The sequence below is a fragment of the Microbacterium aurugineum genome (assembly GCF_023101205.1).
Taxonomy (GTDB): Bacteria; Actinomycetota; Actinomycetes; order Actinomycetales; family Microbacteriaceae; genus Microbacterium; species Microbacterium aurugineum.
Window position 1 is genome coordinate 1,136,424 of record NZ_CP078078.1, and the last position, 25,689, is coordinate 1,162,112.

The following is a 25,689-nucleotide window of genomic DNA, read 5'->3' on the forward strand; positions in this document are numbered from 1 at the left end:
GCGTCCGTACGCCCGCGCTAGGTCTGGGTTGAGGAAGGGATTCACATACGTCATGCGTGGTACCACATGACAAGATCGCCGGTCTTCTCATCGACGGATGCGGATGCCTGATCCTTGAGCATTCGTAGGCGAGTTTCAAGAAGCTCAATCTCGCTGAGTGGGCCAACCCCGGCTTGCTTCTCGATCCTCTGGTTATTCTGCTTTTCCTTCAACATGAGTTTTAGTAGCGGGATGCGTTCACATGCGTCCTGATAAGAGAGGGCCATTCCCAAGCTGTAGACGTTTCCGTAGACTTCTTGTTCTAGCTTTGCGATCCACGCCAACTGAAGGTTGGTGGCAGGTTGATTTGAGTTGAGCCTTGAAAACTCTGCTCGAATCAGCTTGTGCGACTTGTTCAGCCATTCTGCAATGAATGAATCTCTATCGAACTCTTCCCCCGCCACCGTCTTGAGTGCCATTAGGGTTTCGAGTTGCTTGATTGTAGCCATGATTGTCCAATCGTCATCCTTTGGGGCAGTCGTATCCTTAAGCCCGCTAGTTCTAACCCATCCTTCTATCTTCTGTGACCCTTCTAGATCAGATCTGAGAGATATAGCTCTGTGATGGTTATAAATTAATATGTACCGGCTTCTAGTGCGTTTAGTCAATCGGCCCACCTGGCATCGCGATACAAAATGTGCTACAAGGAATTCAATTCGTGTTATCTGCGCTCGCGAAAACAAGGGGAAACATGTTATGTGATGCACGAATGCTGAGAAAGTGCTGCGAATTGACCCTTTATGCTACGGTTACCTACCTATAGACCTCTATAAACGTCGCATGTCATGCGGGAGGTATCGGGGTTATAGATGCATAGAAAAACCCGCTGTTCTCCGAGATTGGACAATCGAGGAACAGCGGGTCCGAGCAAGGATGCGTTGCTTGAATCTATTGTGCCATAGACTACGCTCTAGTATCCATTGTGGACCGGATAATGGGGCGTGTGTGCGATTCTTTGGACAAGAGGTCTATGATCTACCTATTGCTCGGTCGTGACCGGGTTCAGTTCGACGCGACCGAATCCACGGCCTCCGCGCCTGACGACGGGACGGTATCGGGAGCGGATCAGCGCCTGTTTAGTTTCTATGGGCACGTTGTCCCAAATCTTCCCGAACCGATCTACATACTCGAAAACCTGTTCACGCGACGCACCGTCTTGAAGTGCTTCTACCTCGCGGAAGAAGGTAGTGAGGTCGGCCGACTGTCCCGCATCGGCCATCAGTGCATCCCGATCTGCAGTGAGCCGTTCCTTCTCGGCTTCCAGTACCTTGAGCCGTCCCTTCAACTGAGGGCGAATGCTCTTAAGGTCGGGGTCTGAAATGGACTCTGCAAGGTCTTCGATTGCGCCGCGATTGGCCGTCAGAAGGCCGCTGAGCGTCTTCATTGCTTCCGTGTGATCCCCACCCTTGGGGGACCGAACGCGGCCCTCCTTGATGTCGCTGAGGATCAGGGCTTCAATCTCGTCATCTACGAGTGGAGCGGCGATAGACGAGTGTTGGCGCGTCTTGTCGTAGATCGTCTGAGAGCACTTGTAGTGCCTGTATACGTGGCGGGGACCGCCCTTCCGCTGGCTGTAGCTAGTCGTCCCGTGCATCGGTGCTCCACACTCGCAACGGAGCACGCCGCCTAGAAGTGTCTGGGCGCGAGCGCCCACGGGGGTACCCAGTTTGACCTTGGCTCTGAGCGCTTCCAGTTGTGTTTCGTCGATGATGGGTTGAATCCGACTCTCGGGTAGGCGTGTCCCCTTGTGGATCAAGATTCCTGCGTTGCGCTCTCGAATCAACACGCGATGAACAGTCGTCGCTGTCCAGTAGGTGCGGGCGTCGCGCTTGACCCCGTCGCGTCCGCGTCTCTGTCGCTTCATGCCGTCCGTCAGCGCGCCCGCGTTCGTCCACTCTTTCGCTATCTGGATCAGGGATACCGTGCCCGCTAGATACCGCTCGGTCGCGTCCCGGATCAGGTCGGCTTCGGACGGCCTCAGCGTGACCCCATCGACTTCATAGCCGAAAGATCGCGTACCAGCCTTGGGGATGCCCTTGGATGCGTCAGCGGCGATTTTGGCGCGAACACGTAGTGATGTGTTGGCAGACTCGGCGCGAGCTTGCTCCGAAACCATGATGATCAGTAGACGGCTGTTCGGCGTGGTTGAGTCCAGGTTGTCCCGGAGGAAGATGAGCCGTCCGCCCACCTTCTCGACGTCATCCAGCACAAGGCCCACCTGGCCGGCACCGCGCCGGGAGAGTCGGTCAAGTTTCCATACCGCGAGCGTTCCAACCTCACCTGTGGACACGGCCTTCACGGCGTTGTCGAAATCCTCTCGTGCTACATCCTTGTAGCCGCTCACGGAGTCCTGCCATACCTTCCGGACGGTCTTCCCCTCCTGCGTCGCCCAATCGCGGAGGTCGGCTTCCTGACGTTCCAGCGCATCCTTGCCTTCGCGGTCTACGCTCAATCGCAAGTAGAGGTCCACAAGGTCTCCGTTCATAGGTGAAACACTACTCCCGGCTGGGTGCTCGTGACATTGATGACGGCCGGGCTGGTGGTGCTGATCTGGGCGGTCGCAGGACCCGCGCTGACCGCGCTGTTCGAACAGGCGATCCAACGGGTGTCGGGGCTCTGACATGGCGGAAGGGCCCCGGTTCGCGGATGAGCGCGGTTCGAGCCCGGTGGAGTTCCTGTTGGTGGGAACGCTGCTCACGGCGCTCACACTCGCCGTCCTCCAACTCGCGCTCGCCGTCTACGTGCGAAACGTGGTCCACGATGCAGCGGTCGAAGGCGCATATCACGCTGCTCTCGCCGACACGAGTCCGGCCGAAGGAGTCGATCGCACCCGCGAGGTGATCACGCGTGCGATCGGCGCGGGATATGCCGAGGACATCCGGATCGGCACTTCGGGGCTCCCGGAGGAGGAAACCGTCGACGTGCGAGTGCGCTCGACCTTCCCCCTGCTGGGCCTGATCGGAATCCCGTTCACGATGGAGGTGGAGGCCCATGCACCCGTGGAGACGTTCGGTGGCCGGTGAGGAAGGATCAGCGGCGCTCGAGTTCATCGCGGTCGGCGTCATCCTCCTGGTGCCGATGGTCTACTTCGTGATCGCGCTCGGCGGCATCCAGGAGCAGACGCTCGGCGCAGAGGCGGCGGCGAGGCACATGGCGCGCGTGATCGCGCGGGCTCCGGACGCCGCATCCGCGACCGAGCGCGGAGAGGCGGTGCTCCGCGGGGTGATCGACGAGTACGGTCTGGATGCCGACGCGGTGGACGTGACGCTGACATGCACTCCGTCGGGCGTCGAATGCCCATCGTCGGGAGCGACCGTCTTCGTCACCGTCAGTACCCGGGTGACCCTGCCCCTGGTGCCGGAGCTCTTCGGCCTCGACCGTTCCACCGCGGTCCCCGTCCAGGCCACTTCGGCGCAGAAGGTGTCGCGGCTGTGGGGTGCGCGATGACGCGCGCCGGCCGGTCAGCAGACACAGCGGTGCCGGGGCAGGACGAGGGCAGCGTCCTCCTGCTGACGCTCGGCTACGTGCTTCTCGCGCTCGTGGTGATCTACGTCTGCGTCTGCGCGACGGATCTCTACATCGCGCAGAAGCGGCTGGACGCCCTCGCGGACTCGGCGGCGCTCGCCGGGGCGGATGGCTTCATCCTCGCGGTGACGGCCGACGGCGTCCGCGCCGAGTTGACGGATTCCGGGGTCGAGGAGCAAGCGGCAGCCCTTGTCGAAGGGGTGCCGGGCGAGACGGACCTCGTCGCGGCGGGAACGCCCGACGGGGTGTCGGCACGTGTGACGGTCGGCGTCGACTGGCGTCCGCCTTTGCTGTCCTCCCTCGTCCCGGAGGGCGTACGCCTGGAGTCCACGGCCACGAGCCGCACGGCCCTGTGGTGACCTACCGCACGGGGGCGCTCAGTTACCGTCCGGCTCCGGCCGCGATCTGGGTATGAACTTCGGGATCCACCGCAGGAATCCGGCTGCCCCGACGAGGCCGATGACGCCCATCGCTGCGGCCGCGAAGGGGAGCGCCGAGAAAGCGGTGATCGCCGACACCAGCAGCGGCGCGATCGCACCCCCGGCGTCGGTGAGCGTGCGCCAGGATCCGAGGAAGGCGGCGGGCTCGCGCTTCGGGGCGACATCCGCACCGAGGGTGAGCAGGATCCCGCTCGACAGGCCGTTGCCGACGCCGAGCACCGCGGCGAACATCCCGAACCACAGCACCGCCGCATCGAGCTCGTGCGTGAACGACAGCGCGAGGAAGCCGGCGCCCATGAGCACCATCGCGGGCATCGCCGCCCACAGTCGTCCGAAGCGGTCCATCACCTGCCCACTGGCGTAGAAGAGCGCGAAGTCGATCGCCCCGGAGACGCCGACCACGAGGGCGATCGTCGAGGCGTCCAGCCCCAGGGAGAGCCCCCACAGCGGGAGGACGACCTGCCGCGCGGAGCGCACCGCCGACAGCGACGCCGCGGCGAGTCCGAGACGGCCGAGCACCGCGCGCTGTCGCCACATGGTCTGGAAGATGCCCGTGCGCTCGACGGTCGGGATGGATCCGCTCACCGCCTCGCCGGAGTCCTCCATGGAACGCTCGGCCGGGGTGAGCGGAGCGGGAGGTGTCGTCTTCTCCGGATCGGGGCCGAAGAGCACGAGAATCACCATCACCACGAGGCAGCCCAGGAAGAACCAGATCGCGGCGCTCTCGGTGCCGAACAGCTGCAGCAGACCCGCTGCCACGAACGGGCCGATGAAGATGCCGAGGCGGAAGCTGCCGCCGAGCAACGAGAGCGAGCGCGCGCGGAAGGCGACCGGAACCCTGGTCGTCATGAACGCGTGACGGGCCAGGCCGAAGGCGGCCGCGCACACGCCCAGGACGAACACTGAGGCCGCCAGCACGCCGAGCGTCGGGGCGAAGACCATTCCCACAGCCGACAGGATCGCGATCACGCCGGCGATCACCATCGTGAACCGCTCGCCGATCCGCCCGACCGCCCATCCGGCAGGGAGGTTTCCGCAGAGCTGGCCGATGACGAGCGCGGAGGCGACGAGGGCCGCGAAAGCGACGTCGGCACCCATGGCGGCTGCGAGTACCGGGATGAGCGGGATCACGGCGCCCTCGCCGAGGGCGAAGAGGACCGTCGGCAGATACACCATCGGTCCGAACTGCCGAAGGACCGTCGATGCACTGCTCACGCCCTCACGCTACTCCCCGCAGGGAGGTGCTCCTGGACCCGGTCCCCGCGTGGGCAGACGGCACGTTAGGCTGAGGTGTCATGCTCGAACTAGATCTCTCCGCCGAAATCCAGGCGCTCAGGCACACCTTCGGCGACATCAGCGAGGTCGTCGATGTCTCCCGTCTCCGCGACGACATCGCGCGTCTCAGCGAAGAGGCCGGTGCTCCCGACCTCTGGGACGACACCGACAACGCGCAGAAGGTGACCAGCGCGCTCAGCCATCGTCAGTCCGAGCTCGCCCGCATCACCGGCATCGCGCAGCGCCTCGACGACCTCGAGGTGCTCGTCGGTCTCGCCAACGAGATGGACGACGAGGATTCCGCGCAGGAGGCGCGGACCGAGCTCGCGGCACTCACCGACCTGATCAACCAGCTCGAGGTGCAGACGCTCCTCGACGGCGAGTACGACGACCGGGCAGCGATCATCACGATCCGCTCCGGCGCGGGGGGCGACGACGCCACCGACTTCGCCGAGATGCTGATGCGCATGTACCTGCGCTGGGCAGAGCGCCACAAGTACCCCGTCAAGGTGATGGACACCTCGTACGCGGAGGGTGCGGGCATCAAGTCCGCCACCTTCGAGATCGATGCGCCCTACGCCTTCGGAACCATCTCGGTCGAAGCCGGCACGCACCGCCTCGCGCGTATCAGTCCGTTCGGATCCGCCGACAAGCGCCAGACGTCGTTCGCCGCGGTCGAGGTCATCCCGCTCATGGAGGAGGCGACCGAGGTCGACATCCCCGAGAGCGACATCCGTGTCGACGTCTTCCGCTCGTCCGGCCCCGGCGGACAGTCGGTCAACACGACCGACTCCGCGGTGCGCCTCACCCACCTTCCGACCGGCATCGTCGTGTCGATGCAGAACGAGAAGTCGCAGATCCAGAACCGGGCAGCCGCCATGCGCGTGCTGCAGACGCGGCTCCTGCTGCTCCAGAAGGAGCAGGAAGCAGCGAAGAAGAAGGAACTCGCCGGCAACATCACCGCGAGCTGGGGTGACCAGATGCGCTCCTACTTCCTCTACGGACAGCAGCTGGTGAAAGACCTCCGCACCGGCCAGGAGTCCGGGAACCCGGCCGCTGTGTTCGACGGCGATCTCGATGACTTCATCTCGGCGGGAATCCGCTGGCGCAAGCGCAAGATCGAGGACTGAGACAAGAAGAAGGGCCCCGGAGTGATCCCGGGGCCCTTCTTCTTGTCTCGGCGACAGCGCAGGAGTCAGTACGCGGCATCTTTCAGCGTGCCGGTCACGTCCTCATAGCTGTAGAGGATGCAGTGCACGGTGCGGTCGTCGCCACGGACCCAGGACGACTCCGTCGGCTGATACGTGTAGTAGTCGAGCACCGAATCCATGTAGGACGTGCCCACGTAGGCCTCGAATTCCGACAGGCAGCCATCCCATGCCTGGTCTTGGAGGGCGCCGTCACCGGGGAACTCCTCGCCTTCGAGGTCGTAGATGAAGAAGACCTCGTCCGTGTGAGGGTCGGCGCAGGGCACCACGGGGAGTTCGTAGATGTTCCCCTCTTCGTCGGAGTAGTCGACGAACGGCAGGCAGTCGCCCACGCGGAGATCGGCGAAGCTCACCATCTCGGCACCCTCGATGGCGCCCGAACCGTCGTCCGTCGAGGGGCGCTCGGCCGGGGCTCCGCTCGGGGAGCCGGCTCCTCCCGCCGCGGACGCGACTCCCAGCAGGACGAGCGACACGGCGACCGCGAGGATGGCGCCGATCGCCGCCACCACCATCCCGGTGATGCCCGGCCACTTCCGACCCCGCAGGAAGAGCGAGACGAGCGACAGGATGAATCCGATGGCGAGCAGGCTCCAGCCCGCGATCGCGATCACGGGGACGCAGGCGCCGATCACGCCGACGACCACCGTCACCAGGCCGATGATGCCGAGCACCGGCGTCCCGGTCGCGGCAGGGGGAGCGGCCGGGACCGCCCACGGATCACCGACGACGCCGGAAGCGCCCGGATAGCCGGTCATGGTCGGGCCCGCGACGGGTGTCGGATCCGCAGGCGCCATCATGTACGGCGGAGCGAACGGAGCAGGTTCCGGTGTGGCGGGGACGGGATCACCTTCGGGAGCAGGAGCAGGAGCGGGAGCAGGAGCAGGAGCGGGAGCGGGCGCGGGAGCGGGAGCAGGAGCGGGATCGGGCTCGGCGGGCCGCGGGGGAGCGGCCACGACGTGCTCGGTCCATTGCTGTCCGTCCCACCACCGCTGGTTCCCCGAACCGTCGTCGTACCACCCCGCAGGCGTAGTCATCTCGCGCTCCCGCTGTCGTGGTGTCTCAGGAGACGAAACAGGCGGTGATGGCCTCGGTGTCCCCGAGGACCTCGGCCAGACCGTTGATCGCGTCGAGATCCGTCAGAGTGCCGTCACTCTCGGCGATCGCACGCAGCGTGGCGTTGTCGAGGTCGGAGACGACGAGCAGGTCGGCGAGGCACAGGACCTGTTCCTCGGTGTACCCCTCGGTGCCGTCCAGCATGAGGATCGCCGTCAGTCCTGCGGCCACCTCGGGCGTGGTCGGGCGGGTGCCGTCGTCGGCACCGTCCGTCTCGCCCGGGTCGGTCGCCTCGCTCGACGGGGAGGTGCTCGGGAGGTTGTCGAGCTCTTCGCTCGCCGTCTGCGCGACCGCGAAGACGAACACGAAGAACATCACGACGCCGATGATCGTGCCGACGACGGCGAGGATAAGGCCCGCGATGCCGGGCCACTTCTTGCCCTTCAGGAAAAGCGAGATCAGCGAGACGATGAAGCCGGCGCCGAGCAGGATGAACCCGAAGAACCCGATCACGGGGATGAAGGCGAGGATCGTTCCGACCGCCGCGAGGCCGAGGCCGACGAGTCCGAGGATCGAGATCTTCTTCGGAGCGTCCTGGCCGGGCTGAGTGTACGGCGAAGCGGCGGGGTAACCCGACGGCGACGTCGTGTACCCCGCAGGGTAGTTCGGGGCGGAACCCGGGTAACCGGCGGCCGGCTGAGCCGGGGAGCCGTATTCGGGGACCTCGGAGGCGGGGACCTCGGGGGCTGACGGAGTCTCAGCCGCAGCGGGGGCCTCGGACTCGACCGGGGCCGCGGCCTCGGGAGCGAAGTGCTCGGTCCACTGCTGGCCGTCCCACCAGCGCTGGCGTCCGGATCCGTCGTCGTACCAGCCTGCTGGTGTCGTGGTCATGATTCCCCCTCGATGAATGCGATCGCTCCCTGGTGCGGCGACCCCTTCATGTATAGCAGTGGGCGGTGACGGGGGTGAGGCCTCCGGATGGGGAACAGTCCCCATTTCGTGCGCACAGGGACACGGTGTGCGGGGTGTCGCTCGCGACCAGCCGGAGGGGCGCGCTTAGGCTCGAATCGCCATGATTCGGTTCGAGAACGTCACCAAGCGCTACAGAGGGACGAAGAAGCCCGCTCTCTCCGGTGTCGACTTCGAAGTGCAGCGCGGGGAGTTCGTCTTCCTCGTCGGTGCCTCGGGGTCCGGGAAATCCTCCTGTCTGCGCCTCATCCTGCGTGAAGACGTGCCGACCTCCGGCCGCGTCGCGGTCCTCGGTCGGGATCTCCGCTCGCTCGCCAACCGCAAGGTGCCGTACTTCCGGCGCCACATCGGCTCGGTGTTCCAGGACTTCCGCCTCCTCCCTTCGAAGACCGTCTATCAGAACGTGGCTTTCACGCTGCAGGTCACCGGATCCTCGCGAGGATTCATCCAGCAGGCCGTACCGGAGGCACTCGCTCTCGTCGGACTCGACGGCAAGCAGAAGCGCATGCCGCACGAGCTGTCCGGTGGGGAGCAGCAGCGCGTCGCGATCGCCCGCGCACTGGTGAACCGCCCCCAGGTGCTGCTGGCCGACGAGCCCACCGGCAATCTCGACCCCGCGACCTCCGTCGACATCATGCAGCTCCTCGCCCGCATCAACGCGGGAGGGACCACCGTGCTGATGGCCACGCACGAGGCCGGCTTCGTCGACCAGATGCAGCGTCGCGTGATCGAGTTGCGCGACGGGGAGATGGTGCGTGATGAGGTGCACGGCGGCTACGGCGACACCTCGAACATCCCGCGCCTCGTGCCGGAGGAGGTCCGCGGTGCCGCTGCGGCCGCCGCCCTCACCGCGGTGCAGGAGGTGCAGCGCCAGACGGCCGATCTCTCGGTGGTGCGCGCTGCCCTCGCCGAGGAGCTCGCCGCGCAGCGGACCGCGGCCGCGGACCGGGGCCCGGATGTCGAAGCCGAGCCGTCCCCGCGGACGGTCGAGCCTCCGCAGACCGTCGAACCTCCGGAGCAGGCCTTCACGCCCGAGGCGGACGAGACCGCGCGGATCGTCGAACCGCCTGCCGTGGTCGAGCCACCCGCCGTCAACCGGCCCCGCACGCATCCGATCACCGTCCCGAATGTCGATGTCGCAGAGCTCGGAGTCGCCGACCGCCTCGGCCTCTCCGACGAAGACGACGAGGAAGTGGGCCCGACCTCATGAGAATCGGACTCATCCTCGCCGAGGCCCTGGGCGGCCTCCGGCGGAACATCTCGATGGTGATCTCCGTCGTCCTCGTGACCTTCGTGTCACTGACCTTCGTCGGCGCAGCGATCCTGATGCAGGGGCAGATCGGTGTCATGCGCGGGTACTGGGCCGAGCGCGCCCAGGTCGCCGTGTACATGTGCTCGGAGGTCTCCGAGTCGGAGACCTGTATCGATGGTGCGGCCAGCGAGGAGCAGGTCGCCGCGGTCCGCGCCCAGCTCGAGGGCGAGGCCCTGGCGCCGCTGATCAGCTCCATCACCTTCGACACGAAGGAAGAGACCTACGCCAAGCTCGTCGACCAGCTCGGCGCGGAGCAGGCGAGCGTTCTCACGCCGGACCAGGCGTTCGAGGTGTTCTTCGTCACGATGAAGGATCCGGGCCAGTCACAGGTGCTCGCCGAAGCCTTCAGCGGCCAGGCGGGGGTCGAACAGGTGACGGATCAGCTGCAATACCTCGATCCGCTGTTCTCGGCACTGACCGTCGCCACCTACATCGCGGTCGGCATCGCCGTGCTGATGCTCATCGCTGCGACGCTGTTGATCGGCACGACCATCCGGCTGTCGGCGTACGCCCGACGCAAGGAGATCGGGATCATGCGTCTGGTCGGTGCCTCGAACCGATTCATCCAGACACCCTTCGTCCTGGAGGGCGTCTTCGCGGCGTTCCTCGGCTCGGCGCTCGCGAGCGCTGCGGTCGTCGCCGGTATGCACTTCGGCGTCGAGGGCTACCTGAGAGGTCGGGTCCCCTTCATCACGACCTGGGTGACGATGCAGGACGCGGTTCTCGTCGTGCCCGTGCTGATCGGCATCGGGGTGGTGCTGGCCGCTCTGTCCGCCGGGTTCGCGATCCGCCGCTGGCTCCGTACCTGATAGCCTGAAAGGCTGCTCGGTCGGAAAGATCGATCGAGCTCATCACGGCAACAGGAGAGCATCATGCCCAGGGAACGCGGAGAGAAGGTCGTCGCGACCAATCGTCGCGCACGTCACGACTACACGATCGAGAAGTCGTACGAGGCGGGGATGGTGCTCACCGGCACCGAGGTGAAGTCGCTGCGTCAGGGACGCGCCAACCTCAGCGACGGCTACGCGTTCGTCAAGGGGAACGAGGTCTTCCTCGACTCCGTGCACATCCCGGAGTACTCGCAGGGGCACTGGACCAATCACTCGGCCAAGCGCGTCCGCAAGCTGCTGCTGCATCGCGAGGAGATCGCGAAGATCGCGCACGCGGTTTCTGCGGGCGGATACACGCTGATCCCTCTGAAGCTCTACTTCTCGGACGGCCGCGCGAAGGTCGAGATCGCCCTCGCAAAGGGCAAGCGCGAGTACGACAAGCGTCAGACCCTGCGAGAGCGTCAGGACACGCGCGAGGCCGAGCGCGCGATGCGCCTGCGCAACCGCGTGGGGGAGTAGCGCCCCGCCCTCAGCGGCGTGGTTCGAACCCGAACACCCGGCCGAGGAACGCGAGTTCGCGTTCGAGGGAGTCGACGATCGTCTCCGCACTGCGGAAACCGTGGCCCTCGCTCGGGTACAGCACGTACTCGTGATCGACGCCGCGCGCCGCCAGGGCATCGCGGATCGACTCCGACTGCGACGGCGGGACCACGCGGTCCTCGCCGCCCTGGAGGAGCAGCACCGGAACGTCGATGCGGTCGGCGTGGGTCAGCGGCGAACGCTCGATGTACACGTCTTCGTACTCGGGGAGGGGGCCGACGAGTCCATCGAGGTACGTCGCTTCGAAGTCATGGGTCTCCGCGGCCAGCAGCCGCAGATCCGCCACGCCGTAGCGGCTGATCCCCGCGGCGAACGCCCCGCCACGGACCAGCGCCGACAGGACCGTCCACCCTCCGGCCGACCCTCCGCGGATGGCGATGCGGGCGGGGTCGGCGAGTCCCGCGTCCGCGAGCCCGCGAGCGGCGGAGATCACGTCATCGACGTCGACGACACCCCATTGCCCGTCCAGACGCTCGCGGTAGGCCCGGCCGTAGCCCGTAGATCCGCCGTAGTTCACGTCGAGCACGCCGATGCCCCGGCTCGTGTAGTAGGCGATCGCCGTCGAGGAGGCGCCGGAGACGTGCGCCGTCGGCCCTCCGTGCACGAGCACGATGTACGGCGGGAGCTCGTCGTCGGGTGCGCTCGCATCCGGGTTCGCGGGAGGATACGCGAAGGCGTGCACCTCGCCGTGCGCACCATCGACCTCGATCGGCACCGCGCGCGGCATCCACCGTGCGTCCACAGGCTCCCCGCCGCGCACCGTGACGGTCTCTCCGGAGTCGACGTCGACGACCCACAGGCCCGGTGTGACGTGTGAGCCGTTCCCGGAGAGCAGCACCCGTGTGCCCTCGGCGTCGTCCACGCTCACATGTCCGTCCCCGGGGACATCGATCGGACGTGCGGCGCCATCCGCATCGATCACGACCACCAGGTCACGGCCGTTCGTCCGCACGGCCACGATCCGCCCGTCGTTCAGCGGCTGGTACCAGCGGTTGCCGAGCACCCAGAGCCCGTAGCCCGTGTCGGCATCCGCCGGTGCGAGCGGCTGCGGCTCGGCGCCCGGGACGTCGCCGTCGAGAGCGACGCGGTGCAGCCCCCATCGGCCGGCGGAGTCATCGGCGAACACCAGTTCCGCGTCGCCGAGCCACTCCGGTTGCAGAGCCGCTCGCGAGGGCACGGTGTGCACGTCGCCTGCGGGGAGAGCGATGAGCCGAACATGTGCCTCTTCCCACGGCATCCGGCCGGTGTCCCACTCGACCCAGGCGATCCGCTCGCCGTCGGAGGAGAGCGCCGGATGGGCGACGAAGCCCTCACTCTCCCGGATCACCCGGATCGCGCTCGCGTCGTCCGCCGCCGAACCGTCGACCGGGATCTCGATGATCGATCGGGTGTGCGGGGTCGTCGACAGGTCTTCACGCACGGCCAGCAGACGCCCGGCCTGCACCCGCAGGCCTCCGTGCGCCGCGCCCTGCGGGGTGAGGGGGACAGGCTCGGTGCCAGGGACGAGTCGACGCACTCGCTGATCAGCCGCATCGACGAAGTAGAGCGTGCCCTGGCGATCGGCTGTCCATGCGCCGCCCCCGTACTCGTGCACCCGCGAACGTGCGCTCCAGGGGGCGGGAAGGATCTCGTCCCCGGACGAACTCCGCACCGTCACGCGCCCCTTCTCGGACGGGACGGATTCCCCCCACCAGATCTCGGAGCCGACGAAGCGGGCGCCGTCGATGCGCGGGGACGAGACCGCCACGGATGCGGCGGAGAAGGGCGAGGGCCAGGAACCGTAAGGGGACGACATGCTTCGAGCCTATGGGCCGATGACACACGGCGTCACACACGTGCGGCGACCCGACAGGGTGATCTAGGTTTCTGGAAACGCCCCGGTTCGCCCCGGAGCGTGGAGCGACAGCCGAGCCCGGCACCCGCCCGCGAACGACGTCCTCTGTGTCGTGCGCGGTCCCCGGCCCGACTTGTCCCCAGGAGAGAAGATGTCTTCCGAGACCGAGACCTCAGGCACTCCTCGCGTGCCGTTCTCCTTCGAGCTCTACCCACCGCGTTCGGTGTCGAGCGAGGAAGCGCTGCACGACACCGTCCGATGCCTCGCCGCCGCGGGACCCGACTTCCTCTCGGTCACCTACGGGGCGGGCGGATCGACCGGTGGCCGCTCCCTCGACGTGCTCCGGTTCATCCGCACGCAGACCGACGTCGAGCCACTCGCGCACCTGACCTGCGTCGGCAACAGCTACGCGGGCGCCGCGACGCTGATCCGCGAGTTCCTCGATGCCGGCATCCTCAGCTTCCTCGCCCTGCGCGGAGACCCGCCCACAGGGCAGACCGAGGACGACCTCGGCGATCTGGAGAGTGCTGCCCAGCTCGTGCAGCTGATCGACCGCGTGCAGGCCGAACGGGCCCCCTACGAGGAGGCACCCGTCCCCGGACTCCCCGGTGCCGCGAGGGTCGATCCCCGCCGCAAGGTGAACATCGCGGTCGCCGCATTCCCGAAAGGGCATCCGCGGGCCACGCACCGCACGCAGGATGTGGAGGCGCTGCTCGCGAAGCAGGCCGCTGGGGCGACCTTCGCGATCACGCAGCTCTTCTTCCACCCTGACGACTACCTGGCGTTCGTCGAACGGGCTCGCAGCGCCGGGGTCACGATCCCGATCCTGCCGGGCATCATGCCGATCACCTCACCGGCCCGGCTCACACGCGTGCTCGAGCTCACGGGAGAGGACCTGCCGAGCGAGCTCGCCATCGCGCTCGACGTCGAGCCGACCGCGGAGGGGCGTCGAGAGATCGGCATCGAGTGGGCCGCACGCCTCGCTCGCGAGGTCGTCGCCGGGGGAGCGCCGGGCGTGCACCTCTACGCCTTCAACCAACACGAGACCGTCCTCACCGTCCTCGCAGAAGCCGGGATCCTCCCGGCCCTGCGTCACTAGACCCCGCCGAAAGGAAAGATCATGACCGCATTCCCCGAGGGCACCATCCTCGGCTATCCCCGGATCGGCCGTCGCCGTGAGCTCAAGAAGGCCGTCGAGGCGTTCTGGGCGGGCCGCATCGACGAGGAGGAGCTCGAGCGGACCACCCGTGAGCTGCGCGCATCGACGCGTGAGCGCCTCGCCGAGTTGGGGCTTGGACGCAAGGACTCCGCGATCCCCGAATCCTTCTCGTACTACGACCAGGTGCTCGATGCCGCCGTGACCGTCGGGGCCATCCCGACACGCTTCGAGGACCTCCGCGGTGCCGACGGCACGGTGGGACTCCCCGCCTACTTCACGATCGCCCGCGGGGAGGGCGATCGTGCGCCGCTCGAGATGACCAAGTGGTTCGACTCCAACTATCACTACCTGGTGCCGGAGATCGGCCCGGAGACGGTGTTCTCGCTTTCCAGTGACCGCCTCGTCCGGCAGGTTTCCGAGGCTGCCGAGGCGGGACTGGTCACGCGACCGGTCATCGTGGGCCCCGTCACCCTCCTCGCGCTGGCGAAAGCCTCGGATGACGCCCCGCAGGGCTTCGACCCGCTCTCGCGCCTCGATGACCTGCTCCCGGTCTACGTGGAGCTGCTCGCGCGACTTCGCGCCGAGGGAGCCGAGTGGGTGCAGCTCGACGAGCCGGCGCTCGTGAGCGAGTCGCTCCCTGCATCCGTCGCGCAGCTGTCGGATGCTGCCGCCCGCGCGCTGGACGTGCTCGGACGCGCACCGGAACGCCCCGCCATCCTCGTCGCCGCCCCGTACGCCGACCTCGGTGAGGTCTTCCCGGTGCTCGCGGCCGCGCCGATCGAGGCGATCGCTGTGGACCTCGTGCGCGGCGGCGTGCCCGCCCCGGCTGCAGGGCTCGAGGGCAAGACCCTCGTCGGCGGGGTGGTCGACGGGCACAACATCTGGCGCGGCGACCTCGCGCACGCGTTCGACCGGCTCGAGGCTCTCCGTGCGCTCGGCGCGGCCGTGTCCGCGTCGACGTCGACGTCGCTGCTGCATGTGCCCCACGACGTGACTGACGAGTCCCGGCTCGACGAGCGTCTGGTCTCGTGGTTGGCGTTCGCCGACCAGAAGGTCCAGCAGGTCGGTGTGCTGGCCCGGGGACTCAGCGTCGGCCGCGCGTCGATCGCCGCCGAGCTCGACGCGTCGTCCGCCGCGCTGGCGGATCGTCTCGCTGCACCGGGCGTTCGTGACGGTGCCGTCCGCGATCGTGCGCTCAGCACGGCCGACTTCTCCCGCGTGGGGTACGAGGAGCGTGAGACCGCGCAGGAGGCGCTCGGCCTGCCCGTGCTTCCGTTGACGACGATCGGCTCCTTCCCGCAGACCGGCGACATCCGGCGTGCGCGCGCCCGGTTCACCCGTGGCGAGATCCCCGCCGAGGACTACGACGACTTCCTGCGTCGCGAAGTGGCCAGCGTCGTCTCTCTGCAGGAGGACCTCGGGCTCGATGTGCTGGTCCACGGGGAGCCCGAGCGCAACGACATGGTGCAGTACTTCGCCGAGAACCTCGATGGCTTCGCGGTGACCGAGCACGGCTGGGTCCAGTCGTACGGATCCCGGGCCACACGACCGTCGATCCTCTGGGGCGACGTCTCGCGACCGGCTCCGATCACCGTGGGATGGTCCGCCTACGCGCAGTCGTTGACGAGCAAGCACCTGAAGGGCATGCTCACGGGTCCCGTGACGATCCTCGCCTGGTCGTTCGTGCGTGACGACCAGCCGCTCGGTGAGACCGCGAACCAGGTCGCGCTGGCGCTGCGCGATGAGATCGCCGACCTGGAGGCTGCCGGCATCGCGATCATCCAGGTCGACGAGCCCGCGCTGCGTGAACTCCTGCCGCTGAAGAAGGCGGACCAGCCCGCGTACCTCCGCTGGTCCGTCGACTCATTCCGACTCGCGACCGGTGGTGCCGCTGCCGGTACCCAGGTGCACACGCACCTCTGTTACTCCGAGTTCGGTGTCGTGATCGATGCGATCCGGGCGCTCGATGCCGACGTGACCTCGATCGAGGCGGCGCGCAGTCGCATGGAGGTCGTCGCCGACATCGCCGAGGTCGGGTTCGACCACGGCATCGGTCCGGGCGTCTACGACATCCATTCGCCGCGCGTGCCGACGGTCGAGGAGGTCGAGTCGCTACTGCGTCGCGCGGTGGAGGAGATCCCAACACGTCAGCTCTGGGTGAACCCGGACTGCGGCCTGAAGACCCGCGGCTACGAGGAGACGACCGCCTCGCTGCGCAACATCGTCGAGGCGACGCGCCGGGTGCGTGAGGACGTGAGCGTCCGAGTGTAGCCCACCCCGGGTCGACACCCCCGCGCAGGGTCGACACCCCCGCGCAGCGTCGACACCCCCCCCCGCAGCGTCGACACCCCCACGCAGGGTCGACACCCCCGCGCAGCGTCGAGGCCCCCTCTCAGAAACGTATCTGGGAGGGGCCTCGACGGTCAGAAGGGGCCTCGACGGTCAGCGGAGCGCGTCAGACCGCCCGGAGCACGGCCACGACCTTGCCGAGCACGACGGCCTCATCACCGAGGATCGGCTCGAAAGACGAGTTGCGGGGCAGGAGCCAGGTGTGCCCGTCGCGACGGCGCAGGACCTTGACGGTGGCCTCCCCGTCGAGCATCGCGGCCACGATCTCGCCGTTCTCCGCATTGTTCTGGGAGCGGACGACCACCCAGTCGCCATCGCAGATCGCGGCGTCGATCATCGACTCGCCGGAGACCTTGAGCATGAACAGGTCGCCCTTGCCGACCAGCTGGCGTGGCAGGGGGAAGATCTCCTCCACCTGCTGGTCCGCCGTGATCGGCACACCCGCGGCGATGCGCCCGACCAGGGGTACGAGCGCGGCATCGCCCACGGGGGTCGCGACATCGGCAGGGTTCTCGCCGCTCGCACCGGGCAGATCGATCAGGACCTCCATCGCGCGCGTCTTCCCGGGGTCGCGGCGCAGGTAGCCGCTGAGCTCGAGCTGTCCGAGTTGGTGCGTCACGCTCGAGAGTGACTTGAGGCCGACGGCGTCACCGATCTCCCGCATGCTCGGCGGGTACCCGTGGTGGGCGATCGAATTCTGGATGACCTCGAGGATCGCCATCTGCTTCGGGCTCAGGCTCTTGCGACGGCGGGTCCGCGGTGCCTCCGACTCGGGGGCTGAGTACTCGCTCATGGTGCTCCTTAAGTGCGTGATCCGACGTCGCTCTTCGAATGTCGGAGGCCCGTGGTGTGGTGTTCTCATCGAAACCGTATCCGAGAAACAGTCCGATCTGGAAGATCTGTTCGAGCGTGTCGGGCGAATCGCGTTTCCGGTTTCGAAGAACACTTGACAGATGTTCGAACTCGAAGATATCTTCGGAACGTAGCTTCGCATTCACGGCTCCCGGCCGAGACGGGAATGCGAACGCTACGCCAACTTCCTCCGGGCCCATCGCCCCGAGACAGGCTAAGGAGCACGACATGAGCAGCATCAGCGTCAGCACCGCAACGATCCTCCCGGCATCCGCACGCCCCCACACGCGACTGCGGCTGACGGCACGGGGTCGCGGTGTGCTGCTGGCTCTCGCCTCCGTGCCGCTGGCCATCGGAATCGCTTTCGCGGCGCTCAGCGGTGGCAGCGCCATCGCCTCCGGTGTCGATGCTCCCGCCGCGAGTGTCGAGACGCTGACGGTCCTGCCCGGGGACACCCTGTGGTCGATCGCCACCTCGGTCGCGCCGAACGCCGACCCGCGCGTCGTCATCGGAGAGATCAGCCGGATGAACGTGCTCCGTGGTGGCGAGCTCCAGATCGGTCAGGAGCTCGCGATCCCGGCGCAGTACATGGACTGAGCCCTCACCGGGATGTGCGTCATCCGCCCGACCGGCGGCCTAGCATGGGAAGGGTGACGCTCTCCCTCCACGATCTGCCGCTCCGTGACGACCTTCGCGGGCTGAAGCCGTACGGTGCCCCGCAGGCCCCTCTCCCGGTCGCTCTCAATGTCAACGAGAACACTCATCCGATCCCGGAGGCGGTCGCGAGTGACATCCTCGACGACATCGCGGTGGCGATCCGCGACGTGAACCGGTATCCGGACCGGGAGTTCACGACGCTTCGCGAGGCGTTCGCGGATTACCTCGGTCATGGGCTCACCGCCGACCAGATCTGGGCGGGCAACGGATCCAACGAGGTGCTGCAGCACATCCTGCAGGCGTTTGGAGGACCCGGGCGCACCGCCTTCGGGTTCGCGCCCACGTACTCGATGTATCCGCTCATCGCGCAGGGAACGGGGGCACGGTGGATTGCCGGCACCCGGGAGCCCGACTACTCGATCACGCCCGAGGATGCGGCCGCGCAGGTACGCGCCGCTGACCCCGATGTGGTCATCCTCTGCTCGCCGAACAATCCGACCGGGACGCCTCTCGGTCTCGATGTCGTCGAAGCCGTCTACGATGCTGCGCGCGGCGTCGTCATCGTCGACGAGGCGTACCAGGAGTTCGCTCCGCACGACGCGCTCTCCGCGCTCACGCTCCTCGAAGGGCGGCCTCGGCTCGCGATCTCCCGCACCATGAGCAAGGCATTCGCGTTCGCGGGCGCGCGGGTGGGCTATCTCGCGGCCGATCCTGCTTTCATCGACGCCCTCCGCCTGGTCCGACTGCCGTATCACCTCAGCGCGCTCACACAGGCCGCCGCCGTCGCTGCGCTGCGCAACGCCGATGTGATGCTCGGCATGGTCGAGGAGATCGTCGAGCAGCGCGACAGGATCACCGCGACCCTGGAGGCCCTCGGCTACACGCCGCACGAGACGTGGTCGAACTTCGTCCTGTTCGGAGGAGTCGCCGACCCGCGCGCGACCTGGCAGCAGCTGTACGACCGTGGTGTGCTGGTGCGTGACGTCGGCATCCCCGGGCACCTCCGGGTGAGCGCAGGAACCGAGTCCGAGACCACGGCATTCCTCGACGCCTTGGCCTCGATAGGATCGGCATCATGAGCAGCCCCGCACTGACCCCGCGCACCGCCAGCCGTGTGCGCAGCACGTCGGAGTCCACCGTCGAGCTCGAACTGAACCTCGACGGGACCGGTGCGAGCCGTATCGACACTTCGGTGCCGTTCTTCGACCATATGCTCACCGCCTTCGCGAAGCACTCGCTCACCGACCTGACGGTGCGGGCCTCGGGCGACACGGACATCGACGCGCACCACACCGTCGAAGACGTGTCGATCGTGCTCGGACAAGCCATCCTCGAAGCACTCGGCGACAAGTCGGGCATCTCGCGGTACGGCGATGCGCTCGTGCCCCTCGACGAAGCCCTCGCGCAGGCGGTCGTCGACATCTCCGGGCGTCCGTACCTCGTGCACACCGGCGAGCCGGCCGGGTTCGAGCACCACCTGATCGGTGGACACTTCACTGGGTCTCTCGTGCGCCACTCGTTCGAGGCCATCACCTTCAACGCCGCACTCACGGTGCACGTGCGCGTCCTCGGCGGGCGCGACCCGCACCACATCGCCGAGGCCGAGTACAAGGCCTTCGCGCGCGCCTTCCGCCAGGCCAAGGCTCTGGATCCGCTAGTCGACGGCATCCCGTCGACCAAGGGTGCGCTGTGAGCAGCGCGCCCCGCGTCGCCGTCTTCGACTACGACTCCGGCAACGTCCACTCCGCGGTGAAGGCACTGGCCGAGGCCGGCGCGGATGCGGTGCTCACCCGAGACCGTCAGACGGCTCTCGAGGCCGACGGACTGCTCGTCCCCGGCGTCGGTGCGTTCCAGGCCGTCCGTGAGGCACTGCGTACCCACGGCGGCGACGAGATCATCGACCGGCGGTTGGCCGGTGGGCGGCCGGTGCTCGGGATCTGCGTCGGCATGCAGGTGCTGTTCGAGCACGGTGTCGAGCGCGGACACGACACCGCGGGGCTCGGCGAATGGCCGGGGGCGGTCACCGAACTGAACGCTCCCGTGCTCCCGCACATGGGGTGGAACACGGTCGAGCCCGGCGCGGACAGCGTCCTGTTCCGCGGACTCGAGAAGGAGCGGTTCTACTTCGTGCATTCCTACGCCGCACAGGCGTGGGAGCTCGATGTGATCCCGCCCTTCCCGCAGCCGGTCCTCACCTGGACGACGTACGGCGATCCGTTCCTCGCCGCCGTCGAGAACGGCCCGCTCTCGGCCACGCAGTTCCACCCGGAGAAGTCGGGCGAGGCGGGCATCCAACTGCTGCGCAATTGGATCGGCAGCCTCTGACTCCTCCTGTGGACGTCATCCGTTTTGTCACCCGCCCTCGGGCGGACTACCCTCGGTTCTCGTGCCCGCTCCGGGCCGCAGAGCTTCCCGAACCAAGGAATCCATGAACGACTTCGCGCAGTCTCCCTCGCTCACGCTCCTTCCCGCAGTCGATGTCGCCGGTGGCAAGGCCGTCCGGCTGACCCAGGGGGAGGCCGGGACCGAGACCAGCTACGGCGACCCGTTGGACGCGGCGGGTGAGTGGGCGGCGCAGGGCGCCAAGTGGATCCACCTCGTCGACCTCGATGCGGCGTTCGGTCGGGGGAGCAACGCGCCGATCCTGCGCAAGGTCATCAAGCAGTTCAAGGGTGTGGACATCGAGCTGTCCGGCGGCATCCGTGACGATGCGACCCTGGAAGCGGCTCTCGAGAGCGGGGCCGCCAGGATCAACCTGGGCACCGCCGCGCTCGAGAACCCCGAGTGGGCCGCCGACGTGATCGGCCGCTACGGCGAGGCGATCGCGGTCGGCCTCGACGTGCGCGGCACGACGCTCGCCGCCCGCGGATGGACCAAGGAGGGCGGAGACCTCTGGGAGGTCCTCGGTCGTCTCGAAGACGCCGGCTGCAGCCGCTACGTGGTCACGGACGTGACGAAGGACGGCACGCTTCGCGGTCCGAACCTCGAACTGCTGCGCGAGGTCACCGCCCGCACGCCGAAGCCGGTCGTCGCATCCGGAGGCATCTCGAACCTCGATGACATCGCCGCGCTCCGTGCGCTCGTGCCGCTGGGCGTCGAGGGTGCGATCGTCGGCAAGGCACTCTACGCCGGCGCCTTCACACTGGCTGAGGCCCTGGATGTCGCAGGAGACTGACGCGCACTCCTGCGGGCCCGAGTCGCACAACCACGGCGACTCCGCCGGTGTCCCCTGGGAGGGGCGCAGCTTCGAGTCGAACCCGCACGCGGCGGACGACGGCTCCGCGGACCCCGCTCTGCTGGCCGCTCTGCTCCGCTTCCGCGCGGGGGAGGGGAGTCAGGTCGAGGTCGTCGACGCATTCCGTTCCGCGCGCGTGCTGATCCCGCTCATCGCCGAGAAGGGGGAGGAAGGCGTCGCGCCCAACGGCCTGCCGGTCGACAAGACGCAGGAGCTCTCGATCGTCACGGTCGCCGCTCCCGACGGGCGTCGCGTGCAGCCGGTGTTCTCGTCCGTCGAGACGATGCAGGCGTGGGATGCCACGGCGCGACCGATCCCGGTCGAGGCGCTCCGTGCCGCCTTGGCGGCTTCCGCTGAAGACACCGATCTGATCGTGCTCGACCCGACCTCCGAGACCGAGTTCGTCATCCGACGCCCCGCCGTCTGGGCGATCGCTCAGGGGCACCCGTGGGTGCCGAGCTTCCTCTCGACCGAGGTGGTCTCCGCGCTGCAGGAGAGCGTCGCGCACGAGCTGGCGGTGATCGATGTGGCCGTCGCTGCCGGCGACCCCGACGCGCGCCTGCGTGGACCGGAGCTGGTCGTGATCCTCGAACTGGTCGATGGGCTGGAGCGCGAGGTGCTCGATGCTGTTCTCGCCCGCCTCGCCCAGCGCTGGGCGTCCGATGACCGCATCGCCGTGCTCGCCGACTCACTGACCGTGAAGCTCCGCCGCAGCGCCTGAGCGTCGCGTCTCGCTCGCGTTCCGGCTGTCAGTTGACCGGACCGGTCCACTTCTCGCCGGGTCCCTTGCCGATCGGGTCCGGGATGGAGGAGGCCTCGCGGAAGGCGAGCTGAAGCGAGCGGAGACCGTCGCGCAGCGAGCGTGCGTGCATGTCGCTGATCTCGGGGGCGCCGGCGGTGATGAGTCCGGCGAGGGCGTTGATGAGCTTGCGCGCCTCATCGAGGTCGAGCTGGGCTGCCGCGTCCGGGTCGTCGGCGAGGCCGAGTTTGACGGCAGCTGCGCTCATGAGGTGCACGGCCGCGGTGGTGATCACCTCGACAGCGGGGACGTCGGCGATGTCTCGGGTGGCCGACGACGCGGCCTCCTCCTGACGTGCCCAGCGCTCTTCGCGCTCGCGTGCAGCCTCGTCCGATGCCTGGTTCGTCACTTCGCCTTGCTTTCTGTTAGACTTTGGCGGGCTCCGGAGCGTCATGCTCCGGATCGAAAGAGGATTCACTTCCCACCCGCGCTTGCCGTTCAAGGCTACCGGGTCTTGCACTCCACCGGCTCCGTTCGCAAAAACGGAGCCGGTAGACAGGGTGCGGAGCCGGCGTCTGAATGCCGGTGGGCGGGGACGATTCCGATTTCGCCCGTGATGCAGAGAGCGTCACGGTGGCCGAATCACATCGTCTAAGGAGTTCCGCATCAGCGATCCCCGTACCAATGAGCGCATCCGCGTCCCCGAGGTCCGCCTCGTCGGCCCCGCGGGTGAGCAGATCGGCGTCGTCCGCATCGAGGCCGCGCTGCGCCTCGCACAGGAAGCCGATCTCGACCTCGTCGAGGTCGCCCCGAACTCGAAGCCGCCCGTCGTCAAGATCATGGACTACGGCAAGTTCAAGTACGAGGCCGCCCAGAAGGAAAAGGAAGCTCGCCGCAACCAGGCGAACACGATCCTCAAGGAAGTCCGCTTCCGCCTGAAGATCGAGGCTCACGACTACACGACCAAGCTCAAGCGCGCCGAGGGCTTCCTCAAGGCGGGCGACAAGGTCAAGGCCATGATCCTGTTCCGCGGTCGCGAGCAGTCGCGTCCCGAGCAGGGTGTGCGTCTGCTGCGCAAGTTCGCCGAAGACGTGGCCGAGTTCGGCACCGTCGAGTCGAACCCGACCATCGACGGTCGCAACATGGTCATGGTCGTCGCGCCGCTCAAGAGCAAGTCGGAGGCCAAGCAGGAGCAGAACGCCGTCCGCGATGCTCAGCGCGCCGACAAGAAGCAGGCTGCTCGCGACGCGAAGGCCGACGCCCCGGCCGCAGCTCCGGCGGAGTAGCTCCCGCCCCCAGAACTCCCGCACCGCGGGTTGACACCGTCGCCTGAGAAGGCGCCATACGAAGGAAGAGAAGATGCCGAAGCAGAAGACCCACTCGGGTGCTAAGAAGCGCTTCAAGATCACCGGTAGCGGAAAGCTGAAGAAGCAGCAGGCCGGGATGCGCCACAACCTCGAGCACAAGTCGAGCCGTCGCACCCGTCGTCTGAACCAGGACCAGGTGCTGTCGAAGGCTGACACCAAGGTCGCGAAGAAGCTTCTCGGCCGCTGACGCGTCCGAACGCACGAATAGGAACACAGGAAAATGGCAAGAGTCAAGCGGGCAGTAAACGCCCACAAGAAGCGCCGGGTCATCCTCGAGCGCGCCTCCGGTTACCGCGGTCAGCGTTCGCGCCTCTACCGGAAGGCCAAGGAGCAGGTCATCCACTCCCTGGTCTACTCGTACCGGGACCGTCGCAAGCGCAAGGGCGACTTCCGTCGCCTGTGGATCCAGCGCATCAACGCTGCGGCTCGCCAGAACGGCATGACCTACAACCGCTTCATCCAGGGCCTCGGCCTCGCGGGTGTCACGGTTGACCGTCGTATGCTCGCCGACCTCGCGATCAACGACGCGGCGACGTTCACGACGCTCGTCGAGACGGCGAAGAAGGCTCTGCCCTCCGACGTCAACGCGCCGAAGTCGGCTGCGTAAGCACCTCTTCACACAGGGCGCTCTCCTTCGGGAGGGCGCCCTGTGGCGTTTCTCGGGGGAGGGCGGCCCTTGCGTGGATGGTGCGGGAACCGGCTGTGCGTTCCCTAGACTGTGATCGTGCTGGAGAACCCGCGTTCGCCCCGAGTCCGTGCCGTCGCCAAGCTGACCAAGCGCAGCGCGCGCACCGAGACCGGCCTGTTCCTCCTCGAGGGGCCGCAGTCCGTTCGTGAGGCGCTCACCTACCGTCCGGAGGCGATCGTCGAGCTGTTCGCGACACCGAGCGGCTGGGAGAAACACCCGGACATCCGGGGGAAGGCTGCCGACGCCGACATCGACGTCGAGTATGTGACCGAGTACGTGCTCAACGCGATGGCCGACACGGTGACTCCGCAGGGGCTGGTCGCGGTCGTCCACCAGACGCCGACGTCGGTGCGTGACATCTTCGAGGCCTCTCCGCGACTCGTGGCGATCTGCGAAGAGGTCCGCGATCCCGGGAATCTGGGCACGATCATCCGTGCCGCCGACGCCGCGGGTGCCGATGCGGTCGTGCTGACGGGGCGAACCGTCGACCCGTACAACCCGAAGGTCGTACGCGCCACGACCGGTTCGCTGTTCCACCTCCCCGTGTCGGTCGGGGGTGATCTCGCCGACGTGGTCACCCGTGCGCACGCGGCAGGCCTCCGCATCCTTGCGGCAGACGTGAAGGGTGACGACCTGCTCGTAGCCCGAGCGGAGGGCACTCTCGCCGAGCCGACCGGCTGGCTCTTCGGCAACGAGGCCCGTGGTCTCGAAGACGATGCGCTCGCGCTCGCCGATCGGGTGCTGAAGCTGCCGATCTTCGGTCGCGCCGAGTCTCTCAACCTGGCGACCGCCGCCAGCGTGTGTCTCTACGAGAGCGCCTTCGCTCAGCGGGCGGACTCCGCCGGCTGAGCGAAGCACACGAAGGAAGCGGGAAGCCGAGTCGATGAGGATTCTGATCGTCGAAGACGACGACCGGGTCGCCGGCGCGCTCGAAGCGTTCCTCGCCCGCTCCGGCTACGCCACGGTTCGTGCCGCGGACGGCGCGGCAGCGCTGGAACTCCTCGGCGCGGACACCGAGGTCGTCCTCCTCGATCTGGGGCTTCCCGACGTCGACGGCATCGATCTGTGTCGCCGCATCCGCGGGCGGTCGGAGGTGCCGATCGTGATCGTGACGGCGCGCAATCAGGTCGCCGAGCGCATCAAGGGACTGCGTGCGGGCGCGGACGACTTCGTGGTGAAGCCGTATGACGTGCATGAGCTCCTCGCCCGGATCGAGGCCGTGACCCGACGATCGCGTCCGATACGCCCGGAGTCCGACGCGCGGGTCCTGCTGCACGGCGGTGAGCTGCAGATCGATCTCGTGGCACGTCAACTGTCGGTCGACGGGGTGCCGATCGACCTGACGCGCAAGGAGTTCGACATCATCGCCGTGCTGGCGCGGTATCCGGGCGTCGCCGTGCCGAAGGAGCGTCTGATCCGCGAGGTGTGGAACACGGACTGGCGGGGCTTCGGCCACTCGCTCGAAGTGCACGTCGGGGCGATCCGGAAGAAGAGCGGGGCCCGGGGTCTCATCGAGACGGTCCGCGGAGTCGGCTACCGGCTGGCGGGCTCCTGAGCC

At 67.4% G+C, this 25,689-nt stretch carries 28 protein-coding genes; 20 read left to right on the forward strand and 8 right to left on the reverse strand.

Annotated elements, in window-relative coordinates; all coding sequences use genetic code 11:
• Positions 1–50 precede the first annotated feature (50 nt).
• Positions 51–488, reverse strand: coding sequence for a hypothetical protein (locus KV397_RS05540; RefSeq protein ID WP_261812363.1), 438 nt, complete (start codon positions 486–488; stop codon positions 51–53).
• A gap of 530 nt (positions 489–1,018) precedes the next feature.
• Positions 1,019–2,524, reverse strand: a complete 1,506-nt coding sequence (locus tag KV397_RS05545; protein ID WP_261812364.1) for a recombinase family protein — start codon at positions 2,522–2,524, stop codon at positions 1,019–1,021.
• Between the two features lie 136 nt (positions 2,525–2,660).
• On the opposite strand from KV397_RS05545, the gene KV397_RS05550 reads away from it, so the two are divergent.
• The 3 genes from KV397_RS05550 to KV397_RS05560 are packed head-to-tail and all read left to right on the forward strand — an operon-like array spanning position 2,661 to position 3,923.
• On the forward strand, positions 2,661–3,062 hold the full coding sequence (locus tag KV397_RS05550) for a TadE/TadG family type IV pilus assembly protein (RefSeq protein ID WP_261812365.1): 402 nt from the start codon (positions 2,661–2,663) through the stop codon (positions 3,060–3,062).
• Positions 3,031–3,486 (forward strand): TadE family protein, encoded by a 456-nt coding sequence (locus tag KV397_RS05555; RefSeq protein WP_261812366.1) that lies wholly within the window; start codon positions 3,031–3,033, stop codon positions 3,484–3,486. The genes KV397_RS05550 and KV397_RS05555 overlap by 32 nt, the downstream gene beginning before the upstream one ends.
• Positions 3,483–3,923: a pilus assembly protein TadG-related protein gene (locus tag KV397_RS05560; RefSeq protein ID WP_261812367.1), complete on the forward strand. Its 441-nt coding sequence runs from the start codon at positions 3,483–3,485 to the stop codon at positions 3,921–3,923. Before KV397_RS05555 ends, KV397_RS05560 begins: the two co-directional genes overlap by 4 nt.
• A gap of 18 nt (positions 3,924–3,941) precedes the next feature.
• Here the strand turns inward: KV397_RS05560 and KV397_RS05565 are convergent, their stop codons facing one another.
• The gene (locus tag KV397_RS05565; RefSeq protein WP_261812659.1) at positions 3,942–5,180 is read right to left on the reverse strand and encodes an MFS transporter; all 1,239 of its coding nucleotides are present in this window, start codon (positions 5,178–5,180) and stop codon (positions 3,942–3,944) included.
• A 119-nt stretch (positions 5,181–5,299) separates the two neighbouring features.
• Between KV397_RS05565 and prfB the strand changes: the two genes are divergently transcribed.
• A complete protein-coding gene (prfB, locus tag KV397_RS05570) occupies positions 5,300–6,409 on the forward strand; it encodes a peptide chain release factor 2 (RefSeq protein WP_047524313.1) in 1,110 nt (369 codons plus the stop codon).
• 65 nt (positions 6,410–6,474) lie between these two features.
• Here prfB and KV397_RS05575 read toward each other — a convergent pair whose 3' ends face one another.
• Together KV397_RS05575 and KV397_RS05580 are read right to left on the reverse strand one after the other, a co-directional pair.
• Complete coding sequence (locus tag KV397_RS05575; protein WP_261812368.1) at positions 6,475–7,521, reverse strand: DUF2510 domain-containing protein; 1,047 nt, start codon at positions 7,519–7,521, stop codon at positions 6,475–6,477.
• Between the two features lie 25 nt (positions 7,522–7,546).
• Positions 7,547–8,431: a DUF2510 domain-containing protein gene (locus KV397_RS05580; RefSeq protein ID WP_261812369.1), complete on the reverse strand. Its 885-nt coding sequence runs from the start codon at positions 8,429–8,431 to the stop codon at positions 7,547–7,549.
• Positions 8,432–8,612: 181 nt separating this feature from the next.
• On the opposite strand from KV397_RS05580, the gene ftsE reads away from it, so the two are divergent.
• The 3 genes from ftsE (at position 8,613) to smpB (ending at position 11,170) form a co-directional block, all read left to right on the forward strand.
• Positions 8,613–9,719: a cell division ATP-binding protein FtsE gene (ftsE, locus tag KV397_RS05585; protein WP_261812370.1), complete on the forward strand. Its 1,107-nt coding sequence runs from the start codon at positions 8,613–8,615 to the stop codon at positions 9,717–9,719.
• The gene (ftsX, locus tag KV397_RS05590; RefSeq protein WP_047524316.1) at positions 9,716–10,630 is read left to right on the forward strand and encodes a permease-like cell division protein FtsX; all 915 of its coding nucleotides are present in this window, start codon (positions 9,716–9,718) and stop codon (positions 10,628–10,630) included. The genes ftsE and ftsX overlap by 4 nt, the downstream gene beginning before the upstream one ends.
• A 63-nt stretch (positions 10,631–10,693) precedes the next feature.
• On the forward strand, positions 10,694–11,170 hold the full coding sequence (smpB, locus tag KV397_RS05595) for an SsrA-binding protein SmpB (protein WP_047524317.1): 477 nt from the start codon (positions 10,694–10,696) through the stop codon (positions 11,168–11,170).
• A gap of 10 nt (positions 11,171–11,180) precedes the next feature.
• Here smpB and KV397_RS05600 read toward each other — a convergent pair whose 3' ends face one another.
• On the reverse strand, positions 11,181–13,046 hold the full coding sequence (locus tag KV397_RS05600; RefSeq protein ID WP_261812371.1) for a S9 family peptidase: 1,866 nt from the start codon (positions 13,044–13,046) through the stop codon (positions 11,181–11,183).
• Positions 13,047–13,236: 190 nt separating this feature from the next.
• Between KV397_RS05600 and KV397_RS05605 the strand changes: the two genes are divergently transcribed.
• A complete protein-coding gene (locus tag KV397_RS05605) occupies positions 13,237–14,184 on the forward strand; it encodes a methylenetetrahydrofolate reductase (protein ID WP_261812372.1) in 948 nt (315 codons plus the stop codon).
• Between the two features lie 21 nt (positions 14,185–14,205).
• Positions 14,206–16,515 (forward strand): 5-methyltetrahydropteroyltriglutamate--homocysteine S-methyltransferase, encoded by a 2,310-nt coding sequence (gene metE, locus KV397_RS05610; RefSeq protein WP_261812373.1) that lies wholly within the window; start codon positions 14,206–14,208, stop codon positions 16,513–16,515.
• A gap of 184 nt (positions 16,516–16,699) precedes the next feature.
• On the opposite strand, the gene lexA is transcribed toward metE, so the two are convergent.
• Positions 16,700–17,386: a transcriptional repressor LexA gene (gene lexA, locus KV397_RS05615; protein WP_047524321.1), complete on the reverse strand. Its 687-nt coding sequence runs from the start codon at positions 17,384–17,386 to the stop codon at positions 16,700–16,702.
• 287 nt (positions 17,387–17,673) lie between these two features.
• Here lexA and KV397_RS05620 point away from each other — a divergent pair, with 287 nt between their 5' ends.
• From KV397_RS05620 to KV397_RS05645, 6 genes are all read left to right on the forward strand, one after another.
• A complete protein-coding gene (locus tag KV397_RS05620) occupies positions 17,674–18,042 on the forward strand; it encodes a LysM peptidoglycan-binding domain-containing protein (RefSeq protein ID WP_261812374.1) in 369 nt (122 codons plus the stop codon).
• A 44-nt stretch (positions 18,043–18,086) separates the two neighbouring features.
• The gene (locus tag KV397_RS05625; RefSeq protein ID WP_197055679.1) at positions 18,087–19,181 is read left to right on the forward strand and encodes a histidinol-phosphate transaminase; all 1,095 of its coding nucleotides are present in this window, start codon (positions 18,087–18,089) and stop codon (positions 19,179–19,181) included.
• On the forward strand, positions 19,178–19,795 hold the full coding sequence (gene hisB, locus KV397_RS05630) for an imidazoleglycerol-phosphate dehydratase HisB (protein ID WP_047524324.1): 618 nt from the start codon (positions 19,178–19,180) through the stop codon (positions 19,793–19,795). Before KV397_RS05625 ends, hisB begins: the two co-directional genes overlap by 4 nt.
• Entirely contained in the window at positions 19,792–20,427 is a 636-nt protein-coding gene (hisH, locus tag KV397_RS05635; RefSeq protein WP_131492626.1) for an imidazole glycerol phosphate synthase subunit HisH, read from the forward strand. The genes hisB and hisH overlap by 4 nt, the downstream gene beginning before the upstream one ends.
• A 103-nt stretch (positions 20,428–20,530) precedes the next feature.
• The gene (priA, locus tag KV397_RS05640; protein ID WP_047524326.1) at positions 20,531–21,277 is read left to right on the forward strand and encodes a bifunctional 1-(5-phosphoribosyl)-5-((5-phosphoribosylamino)methylideneamino)imidazole-4-carboxamide isomerase/phosphoribosylanthranilate isomerase PriA; all 747 of its coding nucleotides are present in this window, start codon (positions 20,531–20,533) and stop codon (positions 21,275–21,277) included.
• Positions 21,261–22,058 carry an SseB family protein gene (locus tag KV397_RS05645; RefSeq protein WP_131492624.1) on the forward strand — a complete coding sequence of 266 codons (798 nt, stop codon included), beginning with the start codon at positions 21,261–21,263 and terminating at the stop codon, positions 22,056–22,058. The genes priA and KV397_RS05645 overlap by 17 nt, the downstream gene beginning before the upstream one ends.
• Positions 22,059–22,086: 28 nt before the next feature.
• Here KV397_RS05645 and KV397_RS05650 read toward each other — a convergent pair whose 3' ends face one another.
• The gene (locus KV397_RS05650) at positions 22,087–22,485 is read right to left on the reverse strand and encodes a DUF1844 domain-containing protein (protein WP_047524328.1); all 399 of its coding nucleotides are present in this window, start codon (positions 22,483–22,485) and stop codon (positions 22,087–22,089) included.
• 232 nt (positions 22,486–22,717) lie between these two features.
• Here KV397_RS05650 and infC point away from each other — a divergent pair, with 232 nt between their 5' ends.
• From infC to KV397_RS05675, 5 genes are all read left to right on the forward strand, one after another.
• Positions 22,718–23,362, forward strand: a complete 645-nt coding sequence (gene infC / locus KV397_RS05655; protein WP_081997100.1) for a translation initiation factor IF-3 — start codon at positions 22,718–22,720, stop codon at positions 23,360–23,362.
• A 73-nt stretch (positions 23,363–23,435) separates the two neighbouring features.
• Positions 23,436–23,630, forward strand: a complete 195-nt coding sequence (rpmI, locus tag KV397_RS05660) for a 50S ribosomal protein L35 (RefSeq protein ID WP_017828564.1) — start codon at positions 23,436–23,438, stop codon at positions 23,628–23,630.
• Between the two features lie 33 nt (positions 23,631–23,663).
• Positions 23,664–24,050 (forward strand): 50S ribosomal protein L20, encoded by a 387-nt coding sequence (gene rplT, locus KV397_RS05665; RefSeq protein ID WP_047524330.1) that lies wholly within the window; start codon positions 23,664–23,666, stop codon positions 24,048–24,050.
• A 117-nt stretch (positions 24,051–24,167) separates the two neighbouring features.
• Complete coding sequence (locus KV397_RS05670) at positions 24,168–24,980, forward strand: TrmH family RNA methyltransferase (protein ID WP_134351668.1); 813 nt, start codon at positions 24,168–24,170, stop codon at positions 24,978–24,980.
• A gap of 34 nt (positions 24,981–25,014) precedes the next feature.
• Positions 25,015–25,686 (forward strand): response regulator transcription factor, encoded by a 672-nt coding sequence (locus KV397_RS05675; protein WP_047524331.1) that lies wholly within the window; start codon positions 25,015–25,017, stop codon positions 25,684–25,686.
• The last annotated feature ends 3 nt before the right edge of the window (positions 25,687–25,689 follow it).

Excerpts from the sequence above, each read along its gene's own strand:
- priA (WP_047524326.1), top strand. The coding sequence starts at position 20,531 with ATGAACGACTTCGCGCAGTCTCCCTCGCTCACGCTCCTTCCCGCAGTC.
- rplT (WP_047524330.1), top strand. The coding sequence starts at position 23,664 with ATGGCAAGAGTCAAGCGGGCAGTAAACGCCCACAAGAAGCGCCGGGTC.
- KV397_RS05545 (WP_261812364.1), bottom strand. The coding sequence starts at position 2,524 with ATGAACGGAGACCTTGTGGACCTCTACTTGCGATTGAGCGTAGACCGC.
- KV397_RS05605 (WP_261812372.1), top strand. The coding sequence starts at position 13,237 with ATGTCTTCCGAGACCGAGACCTCAGGCACTCCTCGCGTGCCGTTCTCC.
- ftsX (WP_047524316.1), top strand. The coding sequence starts at position 9,716 with ATGAGAATCGGACTCATCCTCGCCGAGGCCCTGGGCGGCCTCCGGCGG.
- KV397_RS05620 (WP_261812374.1), top strand. The coding sequence starts at position 17,674 with ATGAGCAGCATCAGCGTCAGCACCGCAACGATCCTCCCGGCATCCGCA.
- KV397_RS05555 (WP_261812366.1), top strand. The coding sequence starts at position 3,031 with ATGCACCCGTGGAGACGTTCGGTGGCCGGTGAGGAAGGATCAGCGGCG.
- rpmI (WP_017828564.1), top strand. The coding sequence starts at position 23,436 with ATGCCGAAGCAGAAGACCCACTCGGGTGCTAAGAAGCGCTTCAAGATC.
- KV397_RS05675 (WP_047524331.1), top strand. The coding sequence starts at position 25,015 with ATGAGGATTCTGATCGTCGAAGACGACGACCGGGTCGCCGGCGCGCTC.
- KV397_RS05580 (WP_261812369.1), bottom strand. The coding sequence starts at position 8,431 with ATGACCACGACACCAGCAGGCTGGTACGACGACGGATCCGGACGCCAG.
- prfB (WP_047524313.1), top strand. The coding sequence starts at position 5,300 with ATGCTCGAACTAGATCTCTCCGCCGAAATCCAGGCGCTCAGGCACACC.
- hisB (WP_047524324.1), top strand. The coding sequence starts at position 19,178 with ATGAGCAGCCCCGCACTGACCCCGCGCACCGCCAGCCGTGTGCGCAGC.
- smpB (WP_047524317.1), top strand. The coding sequence starts at position 10,694 with ATGCCCAGGGAACGCGGAGAGAAGGTCGTCGCGACCAATCGTCGCGCA.
- KV397_RS05550 (WP_261812365.1), top strand. The coding sequence starts at position 2,661 with ATGGCGGAAGGGCCCCGGTTCGCGGATGAGCGCGGTTCGAGCCCGGTG.
- KV397_RS05625 (WP_197055679.1), top strand. The coding sequence starts at position 18,087 with ATGGGAAGGGTGACGCTCTCCCTCCACGATCTGCCGCTCCGTGACGAC.
- KV397_RS05575 (WP_261812368.1), bottom strand. The coding sequence starts at position 7,521 with ATGACTACGCCTGCGGGGTGGTACGACGACGGTTCGGGGAACCAGCGG.
- KV397_RS05600 (WP_261812371.1), bottom strand. The coding sequence starts at position 13,046 with ATGTCGTCCCCTTACGGTTCCTGGCCCTCGCCCTTCTCCGCCGCATCC.
- KV397_RS05565 (WP_261812659.1), bottom strand. The coding sequence starts at position 5,180 with ATGGTGTATCTGCCGACGGTCCTCTTCGCCCTCGGCGAGGGCGCCGTG.
- KV397_RS05540 (WP_261812363.1), bottom strand. The coding sequence starts at position 488 with ATGGCTACAATCAAGCAACTCGAAACCCTAATGGCACTCAAGACGGTG.
- KV397_RS05645 (WP_131492624.1), top strand. The coding sequence starts at position 21,261 with ATGTCGCAGGAGACTGACGCGCACTCCTGCGGGCCCGAGTCGCACAAC.
- metE (WP_261812373.1), top strand. The coding sequence starts at position 14,206 with ATGACCGCATTCCCCGAGGGCACCATCCTCGGCTATCCCCGGATCGGC.
- KV397_RS05560 (WP_261812367.1), top strand. The coding sequence starts at position 3,483 with ATGACGCGCGCCGGCCGGTCAGCAGACACAGCGGTGCCGGGGCAGGAC.
- lexA (WP_047524321.1), bottom strand. The coding sequence starts at position 17,386 with ATGAGCGAGTACTCAGCCCCCGAGTCGGAGGCACCGCGGACCCGCCGT.
- ftsE (WP_261812370.1), top strand. The coding sequence starts at position 8,613 with ATGATTCGGTTCGAGAACGTCACCAAGCGCTACAGAGGGACGAAGAAG.